General features: G+C 70.0%; 24 protein-coding genes. 4 read left to right on the forward strand and 20 right to left on the reverse strand.

The window, feature by feature from the left end:
• Positions 1-45: 45 nt before the first annotated feature.
• The gene (locus tag ABT352_RS00805) at positions 46-765 is read right to left on the reverse strand and encodes an ABC transporter permease (RefSeq protein ID WP_350941457.1); all 720 of its coding nucleotides are present in this window, start codon (positions 763-765) and stop codon (positions 46-48) included.
• Positions 766-841: 76 nt separating this feature from the next.
• Entirely contained in the window at positions 842-1,732 is an 891-nt protein-coding gene (locus ABT352_RS00810; RefSeq protein ID WP_350941459.1) for an ABC transporter ATP-binding protein, read from the reverse strand.
• Between the two features lie 201 nt (positions 1,733-1,933).
• Here ABT352_RS00810 and ABT352_RS00815 point away from each other — a divergent pair, with 201 nt between their 5' ends.
• The gene (locus ABT352_RS00815; protein ID WP_350941461.1) at positions 1,934-2,962 is read left to right on the forward strand and encodes a class I SAM-dependent methyltransferase; all 1,029 of its coding nucleotides are present in this window, start codon (positions 1,934-1,936) and stop codon (positions 2,960-2,962) included.
• A 28-nt stretch (positions 2,963-2,990) separates the two neighbouring features.
• Here the strand turns inward: ABT352_RS00815 and ABT352_RS00820 are convergent, their stop codons facing one another.
• The 9 genes from ABT352_RS00820 to ABT352_RS00860 all read right to left on the reverse strand — a co-directional run bounded on the left by ABT352_RS00820 (position 2,991) and on the right by ABT352_RS00860 (position 13,779).
• Positions 2,991-4,298, reverse strand: a complete 1,308-nt coding sequence (locus ABT352_RS00820) for a lipopolysaccharide biosynthesis protein (protein WP_350941462.1) — start codon at positions 4,296-4,298, stop codon at positions 2,991-2,993.
• The gene (gene asnB / locus ABT352_RS00825) at positions 4,295-6,346 is read right to left on the reverse strand and encodes an asparagine synthase (glutamine-hydrolyzing) (protein ID WP_350941463.1); all 2,052 of its coding nucleotides are present in this window, start codon (positions 6,344-6,346) and stop codon (positions 4,295-4,297) included. Before asnB ends, ABT352_RS00820 begins: the two co-directional genes overlap by 4 nt.
• Entirely contained in the window at positions 6,334-7,500 is a 1,167-nt protein-coding gene (locus tag ABT352_RS00830) for a glycosyltransferase (protein WP_350941465.1), read from the reverse strand. The genes asnB and ABT352_RS00830 overlap by 13 nt, the downstream gene beginning before the upstream one ends.
• 231 nt (positions 7,501-7,731) lie before the next feature.
• Complete coding sequence (locus ABT352_RS00835; protein ID WP_350941466.1) at positions 7,732-8,622, reverse strand: SDR family oxidoreductase; 891 nt, start codon at positions 8,620-8,622, stop codon at positions 7,732-7,734.
• A 127-nt stretch (positions 8,623-8,749) separates the two neighbouring features.
• Entirely contained in the window at positions 8,750-9,358 is a 609-nt protein-coding gene (locus ABT352_RS00840) for a GTP-binding protein (protein ID WP_350941467.1), read from the reverse strand.
• Complete coding sequence (locus ABT352_RS00845) at positions 9,339-9,686, reverse strand: DUF742 domain-containing protein (protein ID WP_350941469.1); 348 nt, start codon at positions 9,684-9,686, stop codon at positions 9,339-9,341. Before ABT352_RS00845 ends, ABT352_RS00840 begins: the two co-directional genes overlap by 20 nt.
• Entirely contained in the window at positions 9,686-10,111 is a 426-nt protein-coding gene (locus ABT352_RS00850; RefSeq protein ID WP_350941470.1) for a roadblock/LC7 domain-containing protein, read from the reverse strand. Before ABT352_RS00850 ends, ABT352_RS00845 begins: the two co-directional genes overlap by 1 nt.
• On the reverse strand, positions 10,092-12,503 hold the full coding sequence (locus ABT352_RS00855; RefSeq protein WP_350941472.1) for a sensor histidine kinase: 2,412 nt from the start codon (positions 12,501-12,503) through the stop codon (positions 10,092-10,094). The genes ABT352_RS00850 and ABT352_RS00855 overlap by 20 nt, the downstream gene beginning before the upstream one ends.
• A 466-nt stretch (positions 12,504-12,969) precedes the next feature.
• Positions 12,970-13,779 carry a class I SAM-dependent methyltransferase gene (locus tag ABT352_RS00860; RefSeq protein WP_350941474.1) on the reverse strand — a complete coding sequence of 270 codons (810 nt, stop codon included), beginning with the start codon at positions 13,777-13,779 and terminating at the stop codon, positions 12,970-12,972.
• A 278-nt stretch (positions 13,780-14,057) separates the two neighbouring features.
• On the opposite strand from ABT352_RS00860, the gene ABT352_RS00865 reads away from it, so the two are divergent.
• From ABT352_RS00865 to ABT352_RS00875, 3 genes are all read left to right on the forward strand, one after another.
• The gene (locus ABT352_RS00865) at positions 14,058-15,791 is read left to right on the forward strand and encodes a pyruvate dehydrogenase (RefSeq protein WP_350941476.1); all 1,734 of its coding nucleotides are present in this window, start codon (positions 14,058-14,060) and stop codon (positions 15,789-15,791) included.
• Positions 15,792-16,028: 237 nt separating this feature from the next.
• Entirely contained in the window at positions 16,029-16,457 is a 429-nt protein-coding gene (locus ABT352_RS00870) for an MmcQ/YjbR family DNA-binding protein (protein WP_350941478.1), read from the forward strand.
• Positions 16,458-16,725: 268 nt separating this feature from the next.
• On the forward strand, positions 16,726-17,505 hold the full coding sequence (locus tag ABT352_RS00875; RefSeq protein ID WP_350941479.1) for a hypothetical protein: 780 nt from the start codon (positions 16,726-16,728) through the stop codon (positions 17,503-17,505).
• A 59-nt stretch (positions 17,506-17,564) separates the two neighbouring features.
• Here ABT352_RS00875 and ABT352_RS00880 read toward each other — a convergent pair whose 3' ends face one another.
• From ABT352_RS00880 to ABT352_RS00920, 9 genes are all read right to left on the reverse strand, one after another.
• Positions 17,565-18,536, reverse strand: coding sequence for an amidohydrolase family protein (locus ABT352_RS00880; RefSeq protein WP_350941480.1), 972 nt, complete (start codon positions 18,534-18,536; stop codon positions 17,565-17,567).
• A 3-nt stretch (positions 18,537-18,539) separates the two neighbouring features.
• Positions 18,540-19,055, reverse strand: a complete 516-nt coding sequence (locus ABT352_RS00885; protein WP_350941482.1) for a 3-hydroxyanthranilate 3,4-dioxygenase — start codon at positions 19,053-19,055, stop codon at positions 18,540-18,542.
• Positions 19,052-19,474 carry a RidA family protein gene (locus tag ABT352_RS00890; protein WP_350941483.1) on the reverse strand — a complete coding sequence of 141 codons (423 nt, stop codon included), beginning with the start codon at positions 19,472-19,474 and terminating at the stop codon, positions 19,052-19,054. Before ABT352_RS00890 ends, ABT352_RS00885 begins: the two co-directional genes overlap by 4 nt.
• The gene (locus ABT352_RS00895; RefSeq protein ID WP_350941485.1) at positions 19,471-20,361 is read right to left on the reverse strand and encodes a 2-keto-4-pentenoate hydratase; all 891 of its coding nucleotides are present in this window, start codon (positions 20,359-20,361) and stop codon (positions 19,471-19,473) included. Before ABT352_RS00895 ends, ABT352_RS00890 begins: the two co-directional genes overlap by 4 nt.
• Before the next feature lie 189 nt (positions 20,362-20,550).
• Complete coding sequence (gene dmpG, locus ABT352_RS00900) at positions 20,551-21,564, reverse strand: 4-hydroxy-2-oxovalerate aldolase (RefSeq protein ID WP_350941487.1); 1,014 nt, start codon at positions 21,562-21,564, stop codon at positions 20,551-20,553.
• On the reverse strand, positions 21,561-22,553 hold the full coding sequence (locus tag ABT352_RS00905) for an acetaldehyde dehydrogenase (acetylating) (protein ID WP_350941489.1): 993 nt from the start codon (positions 22,551-22,553) through the stop codon (positions 21,561-21,563). Before ABT352_RS00905 ends, dmpG begins: the two co-directional genes overlap by 4 nt.
• Positions 22,550-22,741, reverse strand: a complete 192-nt coding sequence (locus ABT352_RS00910) for a hypothetical protein (RefSeq protein ID WP_350941490.1) — start codon at positions 22,739-22,741, stop codon at positions 22,550-22,552. Before ABT352_RS00910 ends, ABT352_RS00905 begins: the two co-directional genes overlap by 4 nt.
• A gap of 83 nt (positions 22,742-22,824) precedes the next feature.
• On the reverse strand, positions 22,825-23,622 hold the full coding sequence (locus tag ABT352_RS00915; RefSeq protein WP_350941492.1) for a 2-keto-4-pentenoate hydratase: 798 nt from the start codon (positions 23,620-23,622) through the stop codon (positions 22,825-22,827).
• A complete protein-coding gene (locus tag ABT352_RS00920) occupies positions 23,615-25,069 on the reverse strand; it encodes a 2-hydroxymuconic semialdehyde dehydrogenase (protein ID WP_350941493.1) in 1,455 nt (484 codons plus the stop codon). Before ABT352_RS00920 ends, ABT352_RS00915 begins: the two co-directional genes overlap by 8 nt.
• Positions 25,070-25,127: the final 58 nt, after the last annotated feature.

A 25,127-nucleotide genomic window follows, 5' to 3' on the forward strand; every position in this document is an offset into this window, starting at 1 on the left:
GGAGCACACGAGGCACTCCCCTACGGTCGGCGACGTCGAGGGGCGTCATCGGCGCGGCTCCCAGCGGAAGATCCGGGAGGCGAGCACGACGGCGACGATCACCCAGCCCAGGGTGGGCCCGAGGAGGAGCAGGGAGTCGGTGAAGGGAACGCCGCCGTTCCAGGCGTTGACGGCGAGTTCGGTGGCCGAGCCGCCGGGGAGCAGCCGTTTGAGCAGGGCGAGTTCCGCGGTGCCGGTGATTCCCACCCAGCTGGCCACGGCGATGGCGCCGAGACTGACGGGCAGCGTGGTCACCTGGGCGTGTTCGGGGGAGTTCGTCACTCCCGCCGTGGCCAGTCCCAGGCCGAGCATCATGACCAGCATCGAGAGGACGGCCGCCACCAGGAGGAGGACGTTGTCCGGCCGGCCCGTGACCGCGGCCAGAACGGCCATGATCACGGCCACCTGGACGAGCGCGATGACGGCGACCGGGAGGATCAGCCCGGAGATGATCTCACTGTCGCTCGCCGCGGTGGAGCGGAGCCGCTTGAGGAAGAGATTCTGCCGACGTGAGGCGAGGGTCGTCACCACCGTGGTGTAGAGCCCGAACGCCCCCACGGTGAACATCGTGATCGCCGCGATGTATCCGAGGCTGCCGATGGCGGCGAAGCCCTCGTGCTGGTAGATGAAGAACCCGCTGACCACCATGGGCATGACGAGACTGGTGACCAGGACCAGCCGGTTCCTGAAGATCTGGATCAGCTCGCTGCGAGCGATCGAGAGCATGGCGAAGCTTCTTTCCTTTGAGGGTTCGGGGGTTTGCTGAGGGCTCGGGGGTCCACGCGCTTGAGGGGACGGAGGTCTACTCGCTGCCGAGGGCGCGGAAGACGTCGTCGAGCCGGGTCGATCCGGCCTGGAGGTCCCGCAGTTCCACCGAGTGGTCCTGCGCCCAGCGGAGCAGGGTGTGCAGGTCCTTCTGCAGGCCGAAGGTCTCGATCAGGAACGTGCCTTCGGCGTCGCGGGCGGCCTGCAGCGGGAGCGGCGCCTCGGGGAGGGTGCCCGGCAGGGAGAAGCGGATGGTGGAGGGGAGGGTACGCGTCAGTTCGGAGACGGTCCCCTCCCGCTGAAGGGTGCCCTGGTGCATGAGGCCGATGCGGTCCGCGTACTGCTGCGCCTCCTCCAGGTAGTGCGTGGTGAGAACGATGGTGGCGCCGTCTTCGCGCAGCCGGCCGACGGTCTTCCACAGGTCGTCCCTGGACTGGATGTCCAGGCCGGTGGTGGGCTCGTCCAGGAAGATCAGCTCAGGCGTTCCGTACACGGCGGTGGCGAAGTCCAGGCGTCGCTTCTCGCCGCCGGAGAGCTGGGCCACCTTGGTGTCGGCCTTGCGGGTGAGGTTCACGACGCCGAGGACGCGGTCGACCGTGTCCGTACGCCGGGTGAGCTTCCCGATCAGCCGGACCGACTCCCGCACCGTCAGGTCCGGGGAGAAGCCGCTTTCCTGCAGCATGATGCCCATCCTGGGCCGTACCGCGCTCCTGTCGTTCGGGCTCTGCCCGAAGACCCGCACGGTGCCCGAGGTGGCCCTGCGGTGGCCTTCGACGGTCTCCAGGGTCGAGGTCTTCCCCGCCCCGTTCGTGCCGAGCAGCGCGTAGAGCTCTCCCTGCCGCACCTGGAGGGAGAGGTCCTTCACTGCGTGGAAGTCGCCGTAGGCGAGATTCAGACGTTCAACGTCGATAACCGGTGTCGAGGACATGCGTCGATCTCAACAGCCGCCGCGCTCATCGGGCAGTGCGACCACGTCATGAGCTTGTCATGACATTTATCGCGCGAACGTATGACGTGGCGTCACTGTTACCGCCATCCCGGAATGTCTTCTCAGTGTGACCGATCGACTGCGATAGGTTACGGATCGTCGTTCGGGAAGTCCTCGTGCGGCATGGGGCAGGAGGCGATGGTGGACGAGATCCTTCTGCAGGTCAGGCGGGGTGAGAGGTTCGCCTTCGGCCGCAACTGGAAGTCCTTCGTCGATCTTGTCGACGAGAGTCGCGTCCAGCGCGCGATCGACTCGCTGCGGGCGACCCTGGAGGTCGAGGATCTCGCCGGGCGCACCTTCCTCGACGTGGGCTGCGGCAGCGGCCTGTTCTCGCTCGCCGCGCATCGCCTCGGGGCCCGCGTGCACTCCTTCGACTCCGACGCCGAGGCGGTGGAGTCCGCCGTACGGCTACGGCACGTCTTCGCTCCCGACGTCTCCCTGTCGGTCGAGCGGGGAGCGACCGACGCCCCTCGGACGGCCGAACGGAGGGCGGCCGACGTCCCCCGGACTGTCGAGTGGGGAAACATCGACGCCTCCCGGATGACCGAACGGGAAGTGGTCGGCGCCTCCTGGACGATCGAGCGGGCATCGATTCTGGACGACGGTTACCTCGCGGGGTTGGGGACCTTCGACGTGGTCTACTCCTGGGGGGTGTTGCATCACACCGGGGCGATGTGGCGGGCCTTCGACGCCACCGTCGGGCTCGTCGCCCCCGGCGGGCTGCTGTTCGTCTCGCTCTACAACGACCAGGGCAGGCAGAGCCGGGTCTGGACCGCCGTGAAGCGGCGCTACAACCGGTCGGGGCCGGTGACCCGCGCCGCCCTGGTCGCCGGGAGCGCGGCGTACGTCTACCGGGCCTGGCCCCTGATCAAGGCCGCGCGGCTGCTCCGTGGCCGGGCCGATCCCACGGTCCCTCCGCCACGGGGCATGTCGCGACGGCACGACATGCTCGACTGGGTGGGCGGCTACCCGTTCGAGGTCTCCAAACCCGAGCAGGTCCTCGCCCGTGCCCGCGCGCACGATCTCAGCCTCCTGCTCCTCAAGACGTGCGGAGGCGGGCTCGGCTGCAACGAGTATCTGCTCGGGCGACCGGCCGAACCAGCCCGGCCGGCCGGACCAGCCCGATCAGCCGTATCGGTCGGGTCGGCCATATCCACCGAATCAGCCTGACCAGGCGGGTCGCCCCCGATCGGGTGGATCAGCGGACGCGCAGGAGTCCGCGGAGCCGGCGGGCGATCTCGCGCACCTCGACGGCACCCGGGACCAGCAGCCGCAGGGGCAGTCCCGCCGATCGCGCGAACCAGCCCAGCTGGGTCGCGGCGAGGGCCGTGTAGGCGATCGTGGACGCCAGGGCGCACCCCGCGGCACCCGCTTCGGGGATGAGCAGGACGTTCAGCACGAGGTTCGCCGACAGCGCCGCGCCGTACATCAGCGAGGTGGCGAGCGGCAGGTCGAGGCGGAGCAGGTAGGCCGCGGCCGGGGCCGCGGTCGCGGCGGCGGCCACGCCCGGTGCGAGCACCAGCATCGGGACGACGCACCCGGCGAAGGCCGGACCGGCCGCGGCGACCACCAGGAACGGCCCCGTCAGGCAGAGGAGGACGAGTGACGAGGCGGCGAGGACGGCGGTGATCCGGATCGTCCGCGCCGTGTACGCGGCGGCCGTCTCCCGGCTCGACTCCATCTGCCGGGGCAGTGCGACCTGAACCACCGCGCCGGTCATCGCCCGCAGGAGTTCGGCCGGCGTCACCGCCATGGAGTAGATCCCCACCGAGGCGGGCGTGCTCATCGCGTTCAGGATGAGGACGTCGAGCCGCAGCAGCAGGAAATGACAGACGTAACCCGGGTGGTAGCGCAGCCCGCACGAGAGCGTACGGGCGACCAGCCGCCCCTCTCGCGGTCGGCGTACGGGCAGGGACGGCAGCAGGAGCAGCAGGTTCACCACGCAGGAAAGGGCCCAGACGATCACCACTCCCTCGACGGTGAGCCGTCCGGGAAATCCCAGGGCCGCCAGGGCGAAGCACTGCAGGGCGGCTCCGGCCAGCGAGCCCCGGTTGACGACCCCGGTGCGGGCGCGCAGGACGTGCACATTGTTGACGTAGACGATCGTCATCATGACGGGTACCGCGGCCAGCCCCCAGACCAGCGTGGAACGGTCGGCACCGACGCCTGGCAGGGGCGCGACCGTGAGGAAGGCGATCCCCGCAGCCACCGCGCCCGCGGCGAGCCCCAGCCACGGGGCGTTCGCCGCGATCGCGGGCCGATTCTCCTCCCGCGTCCACAGTGCCGTCTGCGACTTCTCCACCGACAGGTTTCCCATCGCCGCCGCTGTGGTCGCGAGGGTGACGATCACCCAGTAGGCGCCACGGTCCCCCGGCCCCAGGGCGCGGGCCACGATCACGCTGGTGAGCCCTCCGGCGACGGTGAGCGTGAGGTGGGTGAGGAGCAGGTGGGCCAGGCGGGTGGCGGTCGCGTCTCCGCCGCGCCTCGTCGTGACCGGGGCACTCATGTGAGCCGGGGTCGCCGACAACGGTCCTCGGCCGGTTGTACGGCGGGTTGTTCGGCCGATCGTGCGACCGGTTCTGCGGCGGGTCGTGCGACGAGTTCCTCAGTCAATCGCGTGACCGGCTGCCCAACCGGTTGCACGACGGACTGTTCGGTCGATCGTGCGACCGGTTGTACGGCGGGTTGTTCCGGCAGGTGGGTTCGGTGCCAGAGCTCGAACTGCAGCAGGGCCCAGATGCGCTTCGAGTGGTCCTGCCCTGCGGCGTGCTCGGCGAGCAGGCGGGCGACGACCTCCGGATCGAAGATCCCCCGGTCCCGGGCGGTGGCGTCGGTGAGCAGGTCGTGGGCGAGGGGACGCAGCCCGCTCCTGAGCCAGGAGGCGAGCGGCACCCCGAACCCCATCTTCGGGCGCCTCAGCAGGTGGGCGGGCAACCAGCCGGCGAGGGCGTGCTTGAGGAGGTACTTCGTCGTACCGCCACGGACCTTCAGCTCCCCCGGCAGGCCCGCGGCCCATTCCATCAGGACGTGGTCCAGGAAGGGGGAACGCGCCTCAAGCGAGTAGGCCATCGTGCTGATGTCGGTCTTCACCAGCAGGTCACCGGGCAGATAGGTGTTGACGTCGACGTCCATGACCCGGGTGAGATCGCAGCCCGCCGAGGACTCCTCGAAGGCCCGCTCGATGATGTCGCCGCTGTGGACGCCCGCCACCAGGCCACGCTGCCACGGGGTGTAGACCTGCCACTTCTGTTCCTCGGTGAAATAGGACATCAGGCGCGCGTATCCGCCACTCGTCGGCAACCCGGCCAGCTCCATGCCCCACCCCGCCTTGTGGAGCATCGATCCCGGGCGCGACAGAGCCCGCACGCTCCTGCCCGCCGCGCCCAGCAGCGGTGACGTCGCCGACGGCAGTCGCAGCCGGGAGATCCACCGCAGCAGCGCGTAACGGCGGTAGCCGCCGAAGGACTCGTCCCCGCCGTCCCCGGTGAGCACCACCGTCACCTCCCGGCCGCTCAACTGAGCCACGAGGAGGCTGGGAATCGCCGAGGAGTCGGCGAACGGCTCGTCGAAGTGCCAGGCCAGGGTGGGAAACACATCCAGCGGAGCGCCGGAGACGACGAGCTCGGAGTGGTCGGTGCCATACAGGGCGGACACCTCCCCGGCGTGCGCGCGCTCGTCGAAGGCGGCCTCCTCGAAGCCGACGCAGAAGGTGCGGACCGGCCGCGAGGACTGCCGCGCCATCGCCGCGACGACCGCGGAGGAGTCCACTCCCCCCGACAGGAAGGCTCCGATCGGGCGCTCGCCGGTCATCCGCAGCCGGGTCGCCTCCAGCAGCAGCTCGCGGAGCCGTTCGGCCTCCTCCTCGACGGCGGCCACCGGACGGGGGGTGGCGTCCAGCCGCCAGTAGCGGTCGACGCGCACCCGGCCTTCCTGCCACACCAGGGTCGAGCCCGGCGGGAGCTTGCCGATCCCCTCGAAGATCGACCAGGGGGCGGGTACGTACTGCAACGTCAGATAGTGGTGCAGGGCGACCGGATCGATCTCGCCGCGCCGGCCCGGGTCACGGATCAGCGCCTTCAGTTCGGAGGCGAACCGCAGCGAGCCCGACCTCGTCTCCCAGTAGAGCGGCTTCTTGCCGACCCGGTCACGGGCGAGCAGCAACCTCCGCCTGCGACCGTCCCACAGGGCGAAGGCGAACATGCCGCGCAGGCGGTGAACGAGGGCGTCGCCGTGTTCCTCGTACAGGTGGACCAGGCACTCGGAGTCGCCGTTCGCGGCGAGGCGGTGTCCCTTGGCCAGCAACTCGGCCCGCAGCTCGGCGAAGTTGTAGATCTCGCCGTTGAACACCGCGACGACGCGGCCGTCCTCGCTGTAGACGGGCTGGTCGCCACCGGACACGTCGACGACGGCGAGGCGGCGCGTGCCGAGCACGACCGAGTGCTCCGTGTGCAGGCCACCGCCGTCGGGGCCGCGGTGCGCGAGCGTCTCGCACATGTCGCGGACCGTGTCCGGGTCCACCCCGTCCGGGCAGAGGGCACCGGCTATCGCGCACATCGCTCCCCCAGAAGGCGCCGGTACAGCGTCAGATGCCGGTCGATCATGGAATCCACGCGGAGGTTGTCCAGCGCCCAGGCGCGGGCCGCGCCGCCGAGAGACGCTCCCAAACCAGGGTCGCCCAGCACACGCTCCAGGGCGTCGGCCAGCGCCCCGGGATCTTGCGGGGGGACCAGCAGCCCGCGCCCGTTCAGCAGCTCGCGGGTACCGCCCACCTCGGTGGCGACGATCGGCCTGCCCGCCGCCATCGCCTCCATGACCGCGTTGCTCATCCCCTCCTGGAGTGAGGCGAGCACCACCACCGACGCCCGGTGCATCAGGGCCTCGACGTCCCTGCGAAGGCCCAGGAGGCGCAGGTCCACCCCCAGCCTCTCCGCCTGGGGTGTCAGGGCGTCGCGCTCAGGTCCCTCTCCCGCGAGCACCAGCGTGCACGGCGTACCCCGCTCCGCCAGCAGCGCCATCGCCTCGATGAGGTAGCGGTGGCCCTTGTACGTCAGCAGGTTGGCGACGCAGCACACGACCGGCAGGTCGGTCGCGATCGACGCGGGCGCGGCGGGCAGGAAGGCCGACTCGGGCAGCCCGTTGTAGATCACGCTGATCTTCTCAGGGGCGAGCCTCTCCACCCTTCTGGCGTCCTCCGCCACGGCCACGGCGTTGGCCACCACGTGCCGCGTCAACCGGACGGCGGGGCGCTCCAGCGTGTGGCTCCCGTACGGGAGCCGTTTGAAGACGCTCAGGCTGCGCCGTCCCGCCACGATGACGGGAACCCTGGCCAGCCAGGCGATCGGCGCGCCGATCACATAGGCGTGGTAGAGGAAGGCGTGCAACACGTCCGGCCTGAGTCGCCGCACCAGCCTGACGAGGCGTACCGCCGCGAGCAGGTTGCGGGGAAGGGCGGTGATTCCCATCGACAACGCCGTGAACCCGGCGTTGTGCACGGGGATGCCGGCCCGTTCGAGCGCGTCACCGTAGGGTCCTCCCGAGTGCAAGGTGACCACGTCGACCTCCACGCCGCCGCGAACCAGACCCGTGGCCAGGAGGAAGATCTGCTTCTCGGTGCCACCGACTCTCAACTGCCCGGTCAGCAGCAGGACGCGGCGGAGCCTGCCGGAGGCCGTTTCCCTGTCCGAGATCACCCTGAAGCTACTCTTCACGTTCGCGATCTTACGTTCGGTCATCATCGGCGTGAGGGAGATCGTGGCCGGTGAGCGTGTCGCGGCCCTGCGGGCGAGGGATCGCCCCGTCCGCCCCTCTCCACGCCGACACCGAGAACGCCATGGCCACGCCGTATCCACACCATGGCCGCGCCGCCGACACGCCCGTCGTCGGCCCGGCCTGCCCAAGCCCGGCCACGCGACCCGCCGGCCCCGGCCGGTCAGTTCAGGTCAGGTCCGCGGTCCCGGGGCCCGGCGGAAGGCGAATGGCTGGCTCTCGCGGCCGGGGACGACGAACCAGCACTCGCCGGTGCCTTCGCTGTCGAGCAGCCGGAAGAAGGTGTCGACGACGGACGAGACGTCGAGGATCGGGAAGCCGAGTCCCTCCAGCACCGCCTTGCTCTCACCGAGGATCGCGGTGTCGGCGAAGGACGGGCAGAGCGCCTGCACCCTGATGCCGTGCGGCCGGAGGTCTTCGCCGAGCGAGCGGACGAGTCCGACGACGGCGTGCTTGTTGGCGGCGTAGACGGGGTCGGAGGGGATGCCGACGATGCCCGCCATGCTCGCGGTCGCCACGATCGTGCCGCCGCCCGACGCCCGCAGGGCGGGGATCGCGGCGTGCGCCCCGAAGACGACGCCGTCGAGGTTCACACCCATCGCGAGGCGGTAGCGCCGGATGTCGAAGTCCTCCCCCAGGCCGCAGCCCGAGGCGATGCCCGCGTTGAGGAAGGCGAGGTCGAGCCTGCCGTACCGCTCGACCGCGGTCGCCACCGCCGCCTCGTTGTCCTCCAGCCGGGACACGTCGCAGTGGACGTACGTCGCTCCCAGCTCGTCCGCGAGCCTGCCGCCCGCGACGTCGTCGATGTCGGCGAGGACGACGCGGGCACCGCCCTCGGCCAGCCGCCGGGCCACTCCCGCGCCGATGCCGTTGCCGCCGCCGGTGACGAGGGCGACCCTGCCCTCCAGCTCGTCGGCGCGGACCACGTTGAACGCCTCCGCCGGGCTCCCCAGGCTCCCCGTTCCCAGCCCACTGAGCAGCCCGCCCCCGGTGAGGCCGGCCTTCGCACCCGCGCCCGCCTTCTCCGGGCCCCCCGTCCCCGTCCCTGTCCCCGTGACCTCCATGCTCGTGTTCTCCGTGTTCACAGGGGCGGCCCTCCGGTGGCGGCGTTGGTCGAGCCCGTACTCCGGTACGCCGCGATCGTACGCTCGGCGGCACGGTCAGGGGAGGTTCACGCGGGTGCGATCGGACTCAGGCGCCCGCGTGGGCCGCCTGGAAGGCGCCTCCCGCCGCGTAGGTGACCAGCGTGGTCAGCACCTCCTTGACCGAGTCGCGTCTGCGCACGTCACAGAGGATGATCGGTGCCACGCCGTCCAGGCCCAGTGCCCGCCGTACCTTGATCGGGTCGTGCCGGCGCGCGCCGTCGAAGCAGTTGACCGCGACGACGAACGGGAGCCCGCGCTGCTCGAAGTAGTCCACGGCGGGGAAACAGTCCTGCAGGCGGCGGGTGTCGGCGAGGACGACCGCGCCGAGGGCGCCGACGGACAGCTCGTCCCACATGAACCAGAACCTGTCCTGGCCCGGGGTGCCGAACAGGTAGAGCCAGAGCCCGTCGCGGATGGTGATCCGGCCGAAGTCCAGCGCGACGGTCGTGGTGATCTTTGACTCCACGCCCGCGGTGTCGTCCACGTGGATGCCGCGCTCGCTCAGCAGTTCCTCGGTGTGCAGAGGCCTGATCTCGCTGATCGTGCCGACCATGGTCGTCTTGCCGACCCCGAAACCACCGGCGACAAGGATCTTGATGGCCATCGCGGGGGTGTCGCCCGGGGGCATGCCCGGCTCAGAGGCCGCGTATTCCATGCAGCACTTCCCTGTAGATGCGTTCGTCGATCGTCTTCCCCATCGGCCGGGGCTTGTCGATGGTGACCAGGCCCTCGCGTCGCAGCTCGCTGAGGAGTACGCGGGTGATGTTGAGTGGCAGTTTGAGATGCGCGGCGACGTCGGCCACGGTGGTGGGCCGACGGCACGCGTGCAGCACGTTGAGATGTTCGGGCATCAGCCCGACCGGCTCGAAGGGCATCTCGACGGTCGTGACGATGGCCACCAGGTCGAAGCTCTCCCCGACCGGGCGCGCCCTGCCTCCGGTCACCCCGAAGAGCCTGACCAGAGGCCCGGGATCCTCCCCCATCACGTCCTCGTACCGTTCCAAGCGGGCGCTGGGGCGGCTCCCCTCGGCTGAGCGGACAGGTGCTCACCGACGCGCTTGACCAGCAGCGCCATCTCGTAGGTCACCATGCCCAGTTCGGCGTCGCCCGCGGCGAGTACGGCCAGCCTGGCTCCCTGTCCCGCCGCGGTGACGAACAGGAAACCCCCCTCCATCTCGATGATGGTCTGCCGTACGCCTCCGAGGCCGAAGTGCCGCCCCGCGCCCAGCGCGAGGCTGTGGCTTCCCGCCGAGATGGCGGACAGGTGTTCGGCGTCCTCCCGGGTCAACCCTCGGGAGCCGCCCATCGCCAGGCCGTCGGCGGACAGCACGATGGCGTGCCGGATACCGGTGACCCGCTGGGTCAGGTCGTCGAGCAACCAGCTCAGTTCAGATCTGGGGTCGGGCATCGGAGTGGCCGTCCTTTCGCTTCCACACGTCCGTTTCCTGCTCCGCATGGCTGCGGCCCTGCTGCCAGCCTCGCTGCATGGAGGACATGAGGTGTGAGAGCTCCTCGGGGGTTCGCGCGGTGGTGTCGCACGGTTCGGGGGAGCGTGTCTGGCGGAGCTGGGGGGCAAGATTAGCCTGCCGTACCCGCATCGGCAGCCCGTCCAGGTCGTCGTCGGTGTCCGGGATGAAGACGGCCCGCCGCACGGGTATCGGGGCGGGGGCATCGGGAGCCTCGCGCCGCTCCTGGGTGGGGAACCAGCTCGACGTGGTCTCGGGAGCGCGGGCCGCCTCGTGGTCCTCGGTGGGGAACCAACTCGACGTGGTCTCGGGAGTGTGGGTCACCCCGTGGTCCTGGGCGCCGGAGAGCGCCCTGGGCCAGTCTTCCGATGCCGCGCTCAGCGCCCGCGCCGGTCCGCCCGGGTGCGCGCCGTCCTGACGCGCCCGGTTCGGCATGGTCTCGACGGCGAGCGACTCGCAGGTGGCGAGCAGGCTCTGCGGCAGCAACACGATCGCGGTGGTGCCGTCGTACGGCGAGGGGCGCAGTACGACCTTGATCCCGTGCCGGGCGGCGAGCCTCGCCACGACGAACAGGCCGAGCCTGTCGCTGTCCGCCAGGTCGAACTCCGGCGGGTCGGCGAGCTTGGCGTTGAGCTCGTCGAGGTTGGCCTGGCTCAGTCCCAGGCCGCGGTCCTCGACCTCCAGCGCGAAGCCGTTCGCCGCGGCCATGCTCCGCACGTGGACCGCGGTGTTCGGCGGCGAGAAGGTGGTGGCGTTCTCCACCAGCTCGGCGATCAGGTGGATCACGTCGGTGACCGCGGCGCCGACCAGCAGCGGCGCGTGCGGCATGGGGAGCACGGTGACGCGGGTGTAGTCCTCGACCTCCAGGATGGCGCTGCGCACCACGTCGAAGATGGGCACCGGGTCGCGCCACCTGCGGGACGGAGCCGCGTCGGACAGGATGATCAGGTTCTCCGCGTGCCTCCGCATGCGGGTGGTCAGGTGGTCGAGCTTGAAGAGATCCTCCAGGATCTCCGGTTCTTCGACGCGGCGCTCCATCGTGTCGAGGAGCGTGAGCTGGCGGTGCAGCAGCGCCTGGTTGCGCCAGGCGAGGTTCAGGAAGACCAGGCCGACACCCTTGCGGAGCGTCGCCTGGCCGACCGCGGCCTCCACCGCGGTGCGTCGCACGGCGGAGAACGCGTGCACGACGCGGTCGACCTCGGCGGTCCTCGCGGGGGCGAGCTCGGGGGCCTCGATCGCCGGGTTCACGTCGTCGCCCCTGCGCAGCCGCTCCACCAGCCGGGGCAACCGCTCCTCGGCCAGTTCCACGGCGGACGCCTGGAGCCGCTTCAGCTCGGCGACCAGGGAGCGGCCGAACCGGTAGGAGGCGAGGATCGAGACGACGATCGCGAGCAGGCCCAGTCCCAGGATCAGCCCGATCCGCAGGTAGGTGTCGTTCCTGAGCGCCTCGCCCCTGGTCGCCGAGCGGGCGAACTCCCGCACGCTCTGCTTGTTGACAGCGACCAGAACGGCCTCGGCGTCACGCTTCCACTCGGCGGCGTCCAGCGGGGGCTTACCGGCGAGGTTCCACGAGAAGATCCTGTCCTCGCCCGCGGTGAACCGCTGGTAGGCGGGGCTCTGCAGGAAGGCCTCGTGATCCGCTTTCAGGTCCGGGCTCATGTCCCGCTCCGCGTAGACCAGGTAGTTTCTCCGGCTGGTCATCGCCGAGACGAAGGCCGCGTGTTCCGCGGGCGTCATCGCGCCGCGCTTCAGCGCCGCGGTGAGGACGGCGTGCTCCCTGCTCGCGAACTCGGCGGTGGTGCTGTAGGCGCCCATGCCGCGGACGTTACGGAATGCCTCCAGGTCCGCGATCGCGGTGGCGTCACCGATCTGCCGGTTGGCGGCGCCGACGAACTCGTTGTAGCCGTCGGTCACCTGGACGGGGCTGAGCGCACCGCGGTCGGTGAGGGTACGGACCTGGCTGAGCCCTTCCATCGCCGCGATCAACGCCCGGATGTCCGTCGGGGCGTTGTCGGGCTCGTACGCCTCGGCGGACGCGACCGCCTGGCGTACCCGGTCCAGTTGGACGTTCGTGATTCGCCGCTGCTCGGAGAGGGCCTCGTTCTGGGCGGTGGCACCGGCCAGCTCGGCGGAGATCTGACGCTCCCGCTGGATCTCGAAGATCAACCGCCGGATCGGCTCTCCGATCACCTCCCAGCGGCTCTGGGTCTGGGCGATGCCGGCGACCTGCGCGACGGTCGAGTAGGCGACGAATCCCCACAGGACGATCAACGAGAGGATGGGAAGGAACAGGATCGCGAGGATCTTCGAGCGAATCGGAGGGGGGTTGCTCATTCGGACTTTCCAATCCGCGGTTCCTGCGCCTGGCCGGCGCCCGCAGGCCGAACGGGCCCCGCGGTCGCACGCCGCGACTGGTGCGTGTGTGATTCGACACACTATGCCCATGGGACTTATCACGCTTCAAGTCACCAGAGCGAAGATTGAATATCAATGTTCAGGGTGGGTAGGGCGGTTTTTTATCAATAAGAAGTGGGTTTCTGGCGATCGCCCAGCTCACACCGGGTGCGGACCGCGAGTGAGCACTCTCCGCCGTCACCACTGATCGAGACGGTTTCGTCACCATCCGCCGATGGACCGCCGGTCAGGCGCCGAGCCCCTCCGCTCCCTCGCGCAGTGGCGACACCGGATCCGTCGTCTCCCGGGGCGGTGCCGGTCCCTCCGTTCCCCTGCGGAGTGCTCGACACCGGATCCGTCGTCTCCCGGGGCGGTGCCGGCGCCCTTCCGCTCCCTCGCGGAGTGCTCAGTCGTCGGCCCTGCGGGCGAGGATCGAGTGGATCTCGAAGGAGGGGGCGCTGAAGCCCGGAGCCGACATGACCTCCCGGACCTCCCTGAGCTGCCCCGAGGTCATCCCCGCCGCCATCAGGTGCTCCTCCAGATGGTGGCTGTTGCTGATCAGGAGGCCGAGCCCGGCGGACCCGCGCTCCCACACCTCGGTCCAGCGCACCTGGTCGATGTCGACCAGGCCCGCCGCCGCGATGTCCCGCGCGGCCACACTCCCCCAGGTCGGATCGCTACCCGCCGCACCCAGGACCCGGGCCATGGCCGTGACGTAGATCCCGTACACCTCCCCTTCGCGCCCGCCGGAGGCTGGGGGCGCCACCCAGCGGGTGATGTCGATCTCGTCGAGCTGCAGCCGGCCGCCGGGCCGCAGCGCGGCGCGCAGGCGCCTCAGGACCTGGCGGCGCTGCGGCAGGTGGCTGAGCACGAGCCGGGCGTGGATCAGGTCGAACGCGTCCTGTGGCAGCGGGTCGACGACGATGTCGTGACGGGCCACGGTCAGCCCCGGTCTGGACGGGATCAGGCCGGGCTTGATGTCGGTCGCCAGCACGTGTCCACCCGGCGTCACCCGTTCGGCCAGCCAGAGGGCCACGCTGCCACCGCCCGCCCCGACCTCCAGGCACCTCCAGCCGGGCCCGACACCGGTCAGGGCGAGACGCTCGAACGTGAGCGGGTCGAGAAGCCGGGCGAGGTAGTGGTGCTGGTCGGACGAGTGGTCCCCGTCGTTGTCGAAGACGTAGTCGGACGCGGTCGCCGAGTTCTGCCCGGTCATCTGGCCCCTTCCGAGAGCGGTCACCTCGTCCGCATGGTAAGTAGGTTGACACGGAAAGTGACAGGCATCCGGCCGGACCTGGCCGTCTTCTCTGGAGAACCTATCCCTCCGGCTACACTCTGTACGTATAAAGAACTTTTGTTCGATATATGAACGATGATGGGCCGTGAGACACAAGTCCCCTCGACACGCGCCGCCCTGACTCTTCCCGGGCGATCCTGAGTGATCCGGCGAAATACGGTGAGGTACCCCGGTGACGCCGGACATGAGGGGGCACCATGGCGACCGTCGCCGAGCAGTTCATCGAGGTTCTCCGCCAGGCCGGGGTGGAACGGATCTACGGGGTGGTGGGCGACAGCCTCAACCCGGTGGTCGACGCCATCAGGAAGGCCGGTGACATCGAGTGGATCCACGTGCAGAACGAGGAGGCCGGGGCGTTCGCCGCCTCGGCCGAAGCACAGGTCACCGGGCGCCTCGCGGTCTGCGCGGGCAGTTGCGGGCCCGGCAACACCCACCTGCTCCAGGGCCTCTACGACGCCCACCGCAGCGGTGCCCCGGTGCTCGCGATCGCCTCGCACATCCCCGCCGCGCAGATCGGCACGGGCTTCTTCCAGGAGACCCACCCCGAACGACTGTTCGTGGAGTGCAGCCACTTCTGCGACATGATCAGCACTCCCGAGCAGATGCCCCGGGTGCTGCGCACCGCCGTCCAGCAGGCGATCGGCCTCGGTGGCGTCTCCGTCGTGGTGCTTCCCGGTGACGTGGCGGAGCTGTCCGCCGCCCACCCCACCGGCGAGCACGACTTTCTGACCACGACCGGCACGGTCGTACCCCCCGCCGACCAGGTGGCCGAGCTGGCGGCGGCGCTGAACCGCGCCGAGAAGGTGATGCTGTTCTGCGGCGCTGGGACACGTCACGCCCGCGACGAGGTCATGGCGCTGGCCGGACGCGTCCTGGCACCGGTCGGGCACGCGCTGCGCGGCAAGGAGTGGATCCAGTACGACAACCCGTACGACGTGGGGATGAGCGGGCTGCTCGGGTACGGCGCCTGCCACGAGGCGATGCACGACGCCGATCTGGTGGTGCTGGCCGGGACCGACTTCCCGTACGACGACTTCCTGCCGGGCGCGCGGACGATCCAGATCGACCACGACGCGGGGCGGCTGGGCCGCAGGACCCCGCTGGAGCTGGCCGTGCACGGCGACGTCGGCGCGACGATCCGCGCGGTGCTGCCCCATGTCACCCAGAAGACGGACCGCCGCCATCTCGACAGGACGCTGCGCAAGCACCTGAAGGTGCTGGAGAACGTCGTGGAGGCGTACACCCACGACATCGAGCACCACCTGCCGATCCACCCCGAGTACGTCGCGAACCTGATCGACGAACTGGCCGCGGACGACGCCGTGTTCACCGTGGACACCGGGATGTGCTGCGTCTGGGCCGCCCGTTACCTCAGCCCCAACGGGCACCGCCGCGTGATCGGCTCGTTCGTGCACGGGAGCATGGCCAACGCGCTCCCGCAGGCCGTCGGCGCCCAGTTCGCGGACCGGCGCCGCCAGGTCGTCTCGCTCTCCGGGGACGGCGGACTCGCCATGCTCCTCGGGGAGCTTCTCACCGTCCGGCAGCACGATCTGCCGGTGAAGACGGTGGTGTTCAACAACTCCTCGCTCGGCATGGTGAAGCTGGAGATGATGGTGGAGGGGATGCCCGACTTCGGCACCGACCACGCCCCCGTCGACTACGCGGCGATCGCCGGTGCGGCCGGGATCGGGGCGTTGCGGGTGGAGAATCCCTCGGACGTACCGGAGGCCCTCGCCACGGCCTTCTCGACCCCCGGCCCCTTCCTGCTGGATGTGGTCACCGACCCGGACGTGCTCGCCATGCCGCCGAGCGTCAGCGGAGCGCAGGTGAAGGGGTTCGCCCTCGCCGCGAGCAAGATCGTGCTCAACGGCGGGGTGGGACGCATGATCGACATGGCGAAGGCGAACCTGCGCAACATCCCCCGTCCATGAAACCGGCGGGTCGGGACATCCGGTCACCGTCGTTTCGAGATGAAACCGACAGGTTCGGCCGTCCGGTCACCGTCGTTTCGAGATGAAACCGACGGGTCCCGCCGTCCGGTCACCGTCGTTCCGAGATCCGGACCGCCCCGAAGCCGACCCGAGGCGGGGCCGAAGCCTGGCCGACCCGGGACGATCCCGGTGGATCCACACCGGCCCGGGGTGGAATCGTCGGCGCAGAGGTTCAGAATGGGCGCCATGGACAACTGGCGTGAGGTCCGCGAGACGCTGCGCGAGTTCGCGTTGCGCCTGCCGGAGACCTACGAGGACCACCCTTGGGACGACACGGTCGTCAAAGTCAACAAGAAGATCTTTCTCTTCCTCGGCGTCGAAGAGCCGACCGAGAAATGGAGGCCGAGAGTCGGGATGAAGTTGCCGGAGTCGAGCGGCCACGCGTTGGCGTTCCACGGCGTCAAGCCGTCCGGCTACGGACTGGCCAAAACGGGATGGGTCTCGATCTCCCTGATGAACGCGAGCGCGCTCCTGGAGACCGAGATACTCCTCGACTGGGTCGAGGAGAGCTACCGCGCCATCGCTCCCAAGAGGCTCGTCGCCACGCTCGACGCGCCCTCACAGATCGGCGACGAACCGTCGCCCGTGGACGATCGATCAATGTAGTTCCCTTCCGTGCACCCTTTCCTTTTCCAGTGGACTTGGTCTCGGCGTGTCATCACATGGCCCTCACGTGAGGCTGTAAGCATCGTCACTGTCACGATGAAGCGGCTCGGCGCACCGGTAAAAACCGCATTCCGGTCAGTGGATTGGTCGCGACCACAGACTGTGTCTCGAAGGGAATGGTGTCTCCATGCTCACTCCCCACCCTCAAAAAAGCGCCGCAACCATACGTAAACGACGGAAAGGGTACCGGCCGAAGAAAGGGCCGGCGATGCCGGCCCTCACCGGATTCCTCTGTCTGGCCCTCACGGTCACCGTGCCCTCCGCTCTCCCCGCACCCGCCACCGCGTCCGCGCTCGGCGACCCGTCACCCGACTCCAATTCGTCCGCGCTCGGCGACCCGTCACCCGACTCCGACTCGTCCATCACGTCGACCAGCACCTCCACCAGCGCCTCCCCCTCCTCCAGAGACAGAGACACCGACAACGGGGTCGGCACCGGAACCGGCAACACCGCGACGGGCACGGAAACCGGAAACGACACCGACGGTCCCCGCCACACGCTTCTGGATCAGGCGCGCAAGAAATGCAGGCCGAGGTCCTTCTTCAGGTTCCACTCCTTCAGACCGAGGAATTTCTTCGTTCCCCGCACGCGCTTCATCGACGGCCCCGGCGGCACGATGACGGTTTCCGTCACCCGGCAGCACCGCGTCTACGCCGAGATGGAACTGGAAAGGGAGAAACTCAGCGAGATCGACAGGGGCGAGTTGATCCGCCAGTTGAGAAATCTGGTCAGTCCGCTGCTCGCCGAGGAATACATCGTCGAGACCGGGCACGAATACGCACAGGAGATCACCGACGGCAAGTACGGAAACATGTGGTATCGCGTTTTCGGCTACCGGGTGGGATTCTCCGCGTGGCGCCAGATCTACACCTGCCGGGTGCGCAAGATCGCCGCCGGAGTGGCCAACGTCCCCGCGCGGGTGGAGGGCTGGAAATACTGGGAGACCAACCACCCGATGTACAGGGGACGCCGCCTGAGCAGGCGCTGAGCCTCCCGGTCCCCCGGCGGCGCGTCCCTTCCGGACTTCGGCCCGGCGGCCGGTCCCGCTCAGCGTCCGAGAAACCGGGTGGCGTTGCCGCCGAGCAGCTTGGCGCGGGCGGTGTCGGAGAGAAACCCCGCCCGGCGGATCAGCGAGCCCACCGGTGACTCGCCCAGCGGGTAGGGGAAGTCGGAGCCGAGCATCACCCCGTCCTCTCCCATCGTGTCGACCAGCAGTCGCAGTGCCCGCTCGTCGAACACGACCGAGTCCACGCTGAACCGGTCGAGATAGTGCGACGGGGGAAACTCCGAGACCCCGACCAGGTCGTTGCGACGGTGCCAGGCGTTCTCGAAGCGGCCGAGCCAGAAGGCGAACGAGCCGCCGCCGTGCGCGAAGCACAGGCGCAACGTCTTCGGCACCCGGTCGAGGACGCCGCCCAGGATCAGGGCGAGCACCGACAGGTGCGTCTCGGCGGGCATGCCGACCAGCCACTGCGCCATCCAGCGCTCCAGCCGGGGACCACCCCCCATGTCCCAGGGATGGACGAAGACAGGTGCCCCCACCGAGGCGCAGTGCTGGAGGAACTGGACGATTCCCTCGTCGTCGAGGTCGCGGTCGCCGACGTGGTTGCCGATCTCGACGCCCGCGTGCCCGGAGGCGAGGCACCGGTCCAGCTCGGCGCAGGCCAGATCGGGATCCTGGAGCGGCACCTGGCAGAACGGCACCAGCCGCTCGGACGCGCAGATCTCCAGCGCCAGGTCGTTGAACACCCTCGCGACCCGTACGGCCTCGGCCGCCGGACGCTCGTAGGAGAAGAAGACCGGCGTCGGGGAGACGACCTGAACGTCCACCCCGTCGGCGTCCATCCGTTCCAGGCGGACCGAGGGATTCCAGCAGTCGTCGGCGATCCGGCGGAACTCCCGATCCCCGAGCAGGATCACGGCCTCCCGCTCGGAGTCGACCCTGAGCCGGGGCGCCCCCGGCCAGCCCAAATCGGGCCAGCCCTTGGGGACGTGGTGCGTGTGAACGTCGATGATCAACGGCTATCCCTTGCCGGGGTGGACGGTGCCGCAGTTCCCGCAGGTACGCGCCTTCTCGTCGTCGTAGAACGCCTGGAAGATCGGCGGCAGGTCGGTCACGATGTCACGGACCTGGAGTTCCACCTCGTGGACCACGCCGCTGCACCGCGGGCAGTACCAGAGGAACTTCTCCAGCACGCCTTCCGGCCTGATCCGCTCCACCACCAGGCCGATCGACCCCTCCTCCGGGCGCTGCGGCGAGTGCGGCGTGTTCCCCGGGAGCAGCCACATCTGGCCCTCGCGCACGTGCACGGTCTCCGGCCCCTCGGGGGTCATGATGTTGACGTGCATGTTGCCGCGGATCTGGTAGAAGAGCTCCTCGTACGGGTCGATGTGGAAATCGGTCCGCGCGTTCGGCCCCCCGACGACCATGACGATGAAGTCGCCGGTGTTCTCGAAGACCATCTTGTTGCCCACCGGCGGCTTGAGCAGGTGGGCGTGCTCGTCGATCCACTTGGTGAGGTCGATGGGGGCGGTCATGGGCGAACCTCCGGTCGATGGGCCACGGCCTGAATCTCGATGAGCAGGTGCGGGTGGGGCAGTTGGTGGACGGCCACGGTGGTGCGTGCCGGGCCGGTCTCGTCGAAGTACTCCGCGTAGACCGCGTTGTATCCGCCGAAGTCATTGATGTTCACCAGGTAGGTGGTGATCTGCACGAGATCGCTCAGGTCGGCTCCCGCCGCCTTGAGGATGTCTCCGATGTTCTCTATCACCGCCCTGGTCTGCTCGGCGATGTCGAGCTTCACCGTGCCGAACTCGTCGACCTCGGCTCCCACGATCGTGTTGTCGGGCCTGCGTGAGCTGGTCCCGGACACGTACAGGAGGTCTCCCGCACGCTTGACGTGCGGAAACCTTCCTCGCGGCGTCGCCTTTCCCTCGACGACGAGCCCTTCGCTCATGATTCCTCCCCAGAAGTGCCCGGCCTCTCCGAAGCCCCCCGTACCCCGGAAACCCCCGGCGTCTCGGCCGAGGCCCCCGGCGTCGTCGGACCGGGTGCGGAGGCGGATTCGGACGCGGAGGCAGGTTCGGGCACGGAGGCGGTGAACGAGACCGAGCCCAGGTGCTGGATCTCGGCCCGCACCCGCGCACCGGGCACCAGCGGCTCGGCGGGCGTGGCGGCACCGGCGAGCAGGACCCAGCCCGGCTCCAGGACCATCCCCGCCTGGAGGGCGAGGCGCACGGCCTCGGCGAGTGCCCTGCGCGGGTCGCCCAGGATCGCACCGGTCGATCCGGTCTGGACCACGCGCCCGTCGATCTCCAGGACGACGCCCAGGTTCCAGCGCGACGGGTCGTACGGCTGCCAGGGGCCGACGACGTACCCGGCGGCCGAGGTGTTGTCGGCGATCACGTCGGGCAGCGAGAACCTGAAGTCCTCGTAGCGCGAGTCGATCACCTCGATACCGGCCGCGACGGCCGCGACGGCGCCCGGCGCGAGCGCGTCGCCCGGCGACGCGATGCGCCGGCCGATGAGGTAGACGACCTCCGGCTCCACCCTCGGATGGATGAATCCAGAAATATCCGCGTACGAGCCGTCGAGGATGGCCGACGACTCCGGCACCCGGCCGAAGATGACGTCGTGCACCCCCATCTGGCGGCGCTTACCCTCGCTGGTGAAGCCCAGCTTCACCCCGGCGAGCCGGTCCCCGCGCTCCAGGCGGAGCCGGATCAGCTCCTCCTGGACCCGGTAGGCGTCGGCCACGCCGTAGTCCTGCTCGGGCCTCGGCACCGCGCGACCGGTGCGGGCGGCCTCGTCCAGGACGGCGGCGAGCTTGTGCAGGTCGGTCACTGGGACACCATCTTTCTCGCGGGCGCCACTGCGGCGCTCGGTGAAGGGACTCGGCGGGAGCCGGGGGACGGTGACATCGCCACAGCGTTCGGTGAAAGGGCCCGGCGGGAGCCCGAGGACGGTGACACCACTACGACGCTCGACGAAAGAGCTCGGCGGGAGCCGGGGAGAGCCGGAGGACCGCCCGTGTCACGACGGCTCCCCGGTCCGTGCCAGGTCCAGCGCGATGTCCACGATCATGTCCTCCTGGCCGCCCACCATCCGGCGGCGGCCCACCTCGGTGAGGATGGTCCGGGTGTCGACCCCGTAGCGCGCCGAGGCCGCCTCCGCGTGCCGCAGGAAGCTGGAGTAGACACCCGCGTAGCCGAGCGTCAGCGTCTCCCTGTCCACCCGGACCGGCCGGTCCTGCAGCGGCCTGACCAGGTCGTCGGCCGCGTCCATCAGGGCGTGCAGGTCACAGCCGTGCTCCCAACCCATCAGGTCGGCCACCGCGACGAACACCTCGATCGGGCAGTTGCCCGCCCCCGCGCCCATCCCGGCCAGGGAGGCGTCCACCCGGTAGGTGCCGTTCTCCACCGCGACGACCGAGTTGGCCACGCCGAGGCCCAGGTTGTGGTGGGCGTGGATGCCGATCTCCGTACCCTCGTCGAGCACCGAGCGGTAGGCCCTGACCCGCTCCCGCACCCCGTCCATGGTCAACCGGCCGCCGGAGTCGGTCACGTAGACGCAGTGGGCGCCGTACGACTCCATGAGCGCCGCCTGCCGCGCCAGTTCGTCGGCGGAGGTCATGTGGGACATCATCAGGAACCCGGCCACGTCCATCCCGAGCTCGCGCGCGGTGGAGATGTGCTGGGCGGAGATGTCGGCCTCGGTGCAGTGGGTGGCGACCCTGACCGAGGTGACACCGAGGGCGTGCGCACGCCTGAGGTCGTCGATGGTGCCGATGCCGGGCAGCAGCAGGGTGGTCAGCTTCGCCCGCCGTACGGCACCGGCGACCGCCTCGATCCACTCGTCGTCGGTGTGCGCGCCCGCGCCGTAGTTGAAACTGCCCCCGGAGAGGCCGTCGCCGTGCGCGATCTCGATCGCCGCCACCCCGGCGGCGTCGAGGGCCGCGGCGATCTCGGCGGCCTGGGCGACGGTGTAGCGGTGCCGGATGGCGTGCATGCCGTCCCGCAGTGTCACGTCCTGCACGTAGAGCTTCACGCGCCCACCTCCGCGTCCGTACGAGCGGCCAGGTCCGTGCGGTCCCGGTCTTGCGCGCGGCCCGCGTCCGCGGCCCGCTCCGTCACCTCGGCGAGCCGCTCGGCGGTGCGCAGCGCGGCGGAGGTCATGATGTCGAGGTTGCCGGCGTAGGCGGGCAGGTAGTGGGCGGCGCCCTCCACCTCCAGGAAGACGGTCACCTTCACACCGCCGTCGCGGGTGCCGTCGGGGAGCGGCTCCCCAGCCGGGATCGTCTCAAGCTGTATGTCCTGTTTGAGGCGGTAGCCCGGCACATAGTCGTTGACCCGCGCCACCATTTCCAGCACGGCGTCCTTCACCTCCGCCACGGTCGCCTCGTCGCACTCGTCCACCAGGCAGTAGACCGTGTCCCGCATGATCAGCGGCGGCTCCGCCGGGTTGAGGATGATGATCGCCTTGCCCCTCGCCGCCCCGCCGACCCGCTCGATCGCCCGGGAGGTCGTCTCGGTGAACTCGTCGATGTTGGCCCGCGTGCCGGGCCCCGCCGACCGGGAGGAGATGGAGGCGACGATCTCCGCGTACCGGACGGGCACCCGCGAGGCGACCGCCGCGACGATCGGGATGGTGGCCTGCCCACCGCAGGTGACCATGTTGAGGTTCGGTTCGGTGAGGTGGTCCTCCAGGTTGACCGGAGGCACCACGTAGGGGCCGATCGCGGCGGGGGTGAGGTCGATGACGCGCTTGCCGTGCGCCCTGAGCACCCGGTCGTTGTGCCGGTGCGCCCCGGCCGAGGTCGCGTCGAGGACGACGTCCACCTCGGCGAACCCGGGCAGCGCGACCAGTCCTTCGACGCCTTCGTGGGTGGTGGCGACCCCGCGGCGGCGGGCGCGGGCCAGTCCGTCGGAGTCGGGGTCGATGCCCGCCATCGCGACGACCTCGACCTTCTTCGACAGCAGTGCCTTGAACATCAGGTCGGTGCCGATGTTCCCCGAACCGATGATGGCGATCTTCACAACAGGCCCGCTTTCACACGTCGTACGAGTTCCCCTGGTCCTTCGAGCTCCCCGAACTCCCCGAACTCCCAGGACGCCCCGAACTCCCAGGACTTGCCGGACTCCCCGAGCTCTCCGGGATTGCCGACTCCCCAGGACCTGCCGGGCTCCCCGGGCTTCACGGGCCGGTCCGGTTCGTGGGCTCTCACGAGAAGGTCGTGGGCGGCGGGGCGGCGGCCGACTCCCGGCTGAGGACGAGGTTCGTGGGCTCTCACGAGAGGTTCGTGGGCTCTCACGAGAAGACCGTCCTGACCGAGCCGAGGCCCTCGATGTGGGCCTCGAACACGTCGCCCGGCTCGACGCCGACCATCGGGCCGAGCGCGCCGGTGAGCACGACGTCCCCGGCGCGCAGTGGGAAGTCCGTACCGCCCAGCGCGTCGGCGAGCCAGACCGCGGCGTTGAGCGGATGCCCCAGGCAGGCCGCGCCCACCCCGGTGGAGACCTCCTCGCCGTGCCGGTTCATGGTCATCCCGGCGAGGCGCAGGTCCAGGCCGCGCAGGCTCACCGGGGTGTTGCCGAGGACGAACGCGCCGCTGGAGGCGTTGTCGGCGATCGTGTCGACGAGGGCGATGTCCCATCCCGCGACGCGGCTGTCGACGATCTCGATCGCGGGCAGCGCGAAGTCGACCGCCCGGATGACGTCGGCGACCGTGAACGGACCGCCCTCCAGGTCGCTCCCGAGGACGAGCGCGACCTCCGCCTCGACCTTGGGCTGCAGGAAACGGCCGGTCGGCACGGGCAGGCCGTCGAGATAGGCCATGTCGGCGAAGAGCATCCCGAAGTCCGGCTGGTCCACGCCGAGCTGGCGCTGGACCGCGGCGGAGGTGAGCCCGATCTTCCTGCCGACCAGCCTCCTGCCCTCGTCCAGCGCCCGCCTGGTGTTGATCTCCTGTACGGCGTAGCCGGTCTCGGCGCTCCCGCTCGGCAGCATCTCGCGCACCGGGGCGCACGGCTTGCCGCTCCTGGCCGCGTCGAGCAACCGGTCGGCCGCCTCCACGCGCACGTCGGTGGCCTCGCTCCACTCAGTCATGTCCAGGCTCCAGCTTGATGGTGATCGTGGTGGGCTCGGAGTAGAAGTCCAGCGAGCGCGTGCCGCCCTCGCGGCCGATGCCGGACAGCTTCACCCCGCCGAAGGGGGTGCGCAGGTCGCGCAGGTACCAGGTGTTGACCCAGACCAGCCCGGCCTCCAGCGACCTGGCGACCCGGTGGGCCCGGCTCAGGTTGGAGGTCCAGACGGTCGCCGCCAGGCCGTACTCGCTGTCGTTGGCGAGCCCGACCGCCTCGGCCTCGGTGTCGAACGGGGTGACGTGGCAGACGGGTCCGAAGATCTCCTCCCGGTTCACCCGGGAGTCCGGCGGCAGGCCGGTCAGCACGGTGGGTTCGACGTAGTAGCCGCCGTCGCGGTCGTCGCCGAAACTCGGCACCCCGCCACCCGCGCGGATCTCGGCGCCCTCGTGCTTGGCCAGCTCGTAGTAGGAGAGCACCTTGTCCCGGTGCTCGGCGGAGATCATCGGCATCATCGTGGTGTCCTCGTCGGAGGGGCGGCCGAACCGCAGGTCACCGGCGCGCCTGGCCAGCCGCGCGGTGAACTCCTCGAAGACGGGCCGCTCCACGTAGAGCCGCTCGGTGCACAGGCAGACCTGGCCGCCGTTGGTGAAGACCGACCGCACGCTTCCCTCGACGGCCGCGTCCAGGTCGGCGTCGGCGAAGACCAGCCCGGCGTTCTTGCCGCCCAGCTCGAACGAGACGGGCTTGACCCGGTCCGCGACCGCCTTCATGATCGTCGATCCGGTACGGCTCTCGCCGGTGAAGGTGACCGCGTCCACGCCGGGGTGCTCCACCAGGAACTGGCCGGTGGAGCCGCCGCCGAAGCCGTTCACGACGTTGAGGACACCGGGCGGCAGACCGATCGAGGCGGCGATCTCCGCGAGCACCGCGACCGAGCCCGGCGTGTGCTCCGAGGGCTTGACCACGACGGTGTTGCCCGCGACGAGCGCGGGACCGAGCTTCCAGGTCGCCAGCAGGAACGGCAGGTTCCACGGCACGATCACCGCCACCACGCCGAGTGGCTTGCGCACGGTGTAGCTCAGCACGTCCGTGAGGTGGAACGCGTCCTCCGGGTGCTGGGCCGCGATCTCGGCGAACGACCGGAAGTTCGCGGCTCCGCGCGGGATGTCCAGGGTGCGGGTCTGGGTGATCGACTTCCCCGTGTCGGCGATCTCCGCCGCCACCAGGTCCTCGAACCGCTCCTCGATCGCGTCGGCGAGACGGCGCATCCAGGTGGCGCGCTCCGCCACCGGCAGCGCGGCCCATCCGGGCAGGGCCTCGCGGGCCGCGGAGACCGCCCTGTCGACGACGTCCCGGTCCGCCTCGCGGACCTCGCGCACCGGTCGGCCGGTCACCGGGTCATGGGTGGCGAACGTCGCGCCCTCGGCGACCGGCACCCCACCGATGAAGTGGTTCACCTGGTCAGACAAGTCTGCTCCTCGGGAAGATGCTCCTTCAGGTCACTACGTACGGGTATAGGGCCGCAAA

The organism is Streptosporangium sp. NPDC000563 (assembly GCF_040299985.1).
Lineage (GTDB): Bacteria > Actinomycetota > Actinomycetes > Streptosporangiales > Streptosporangiaceae > Streptosporangium.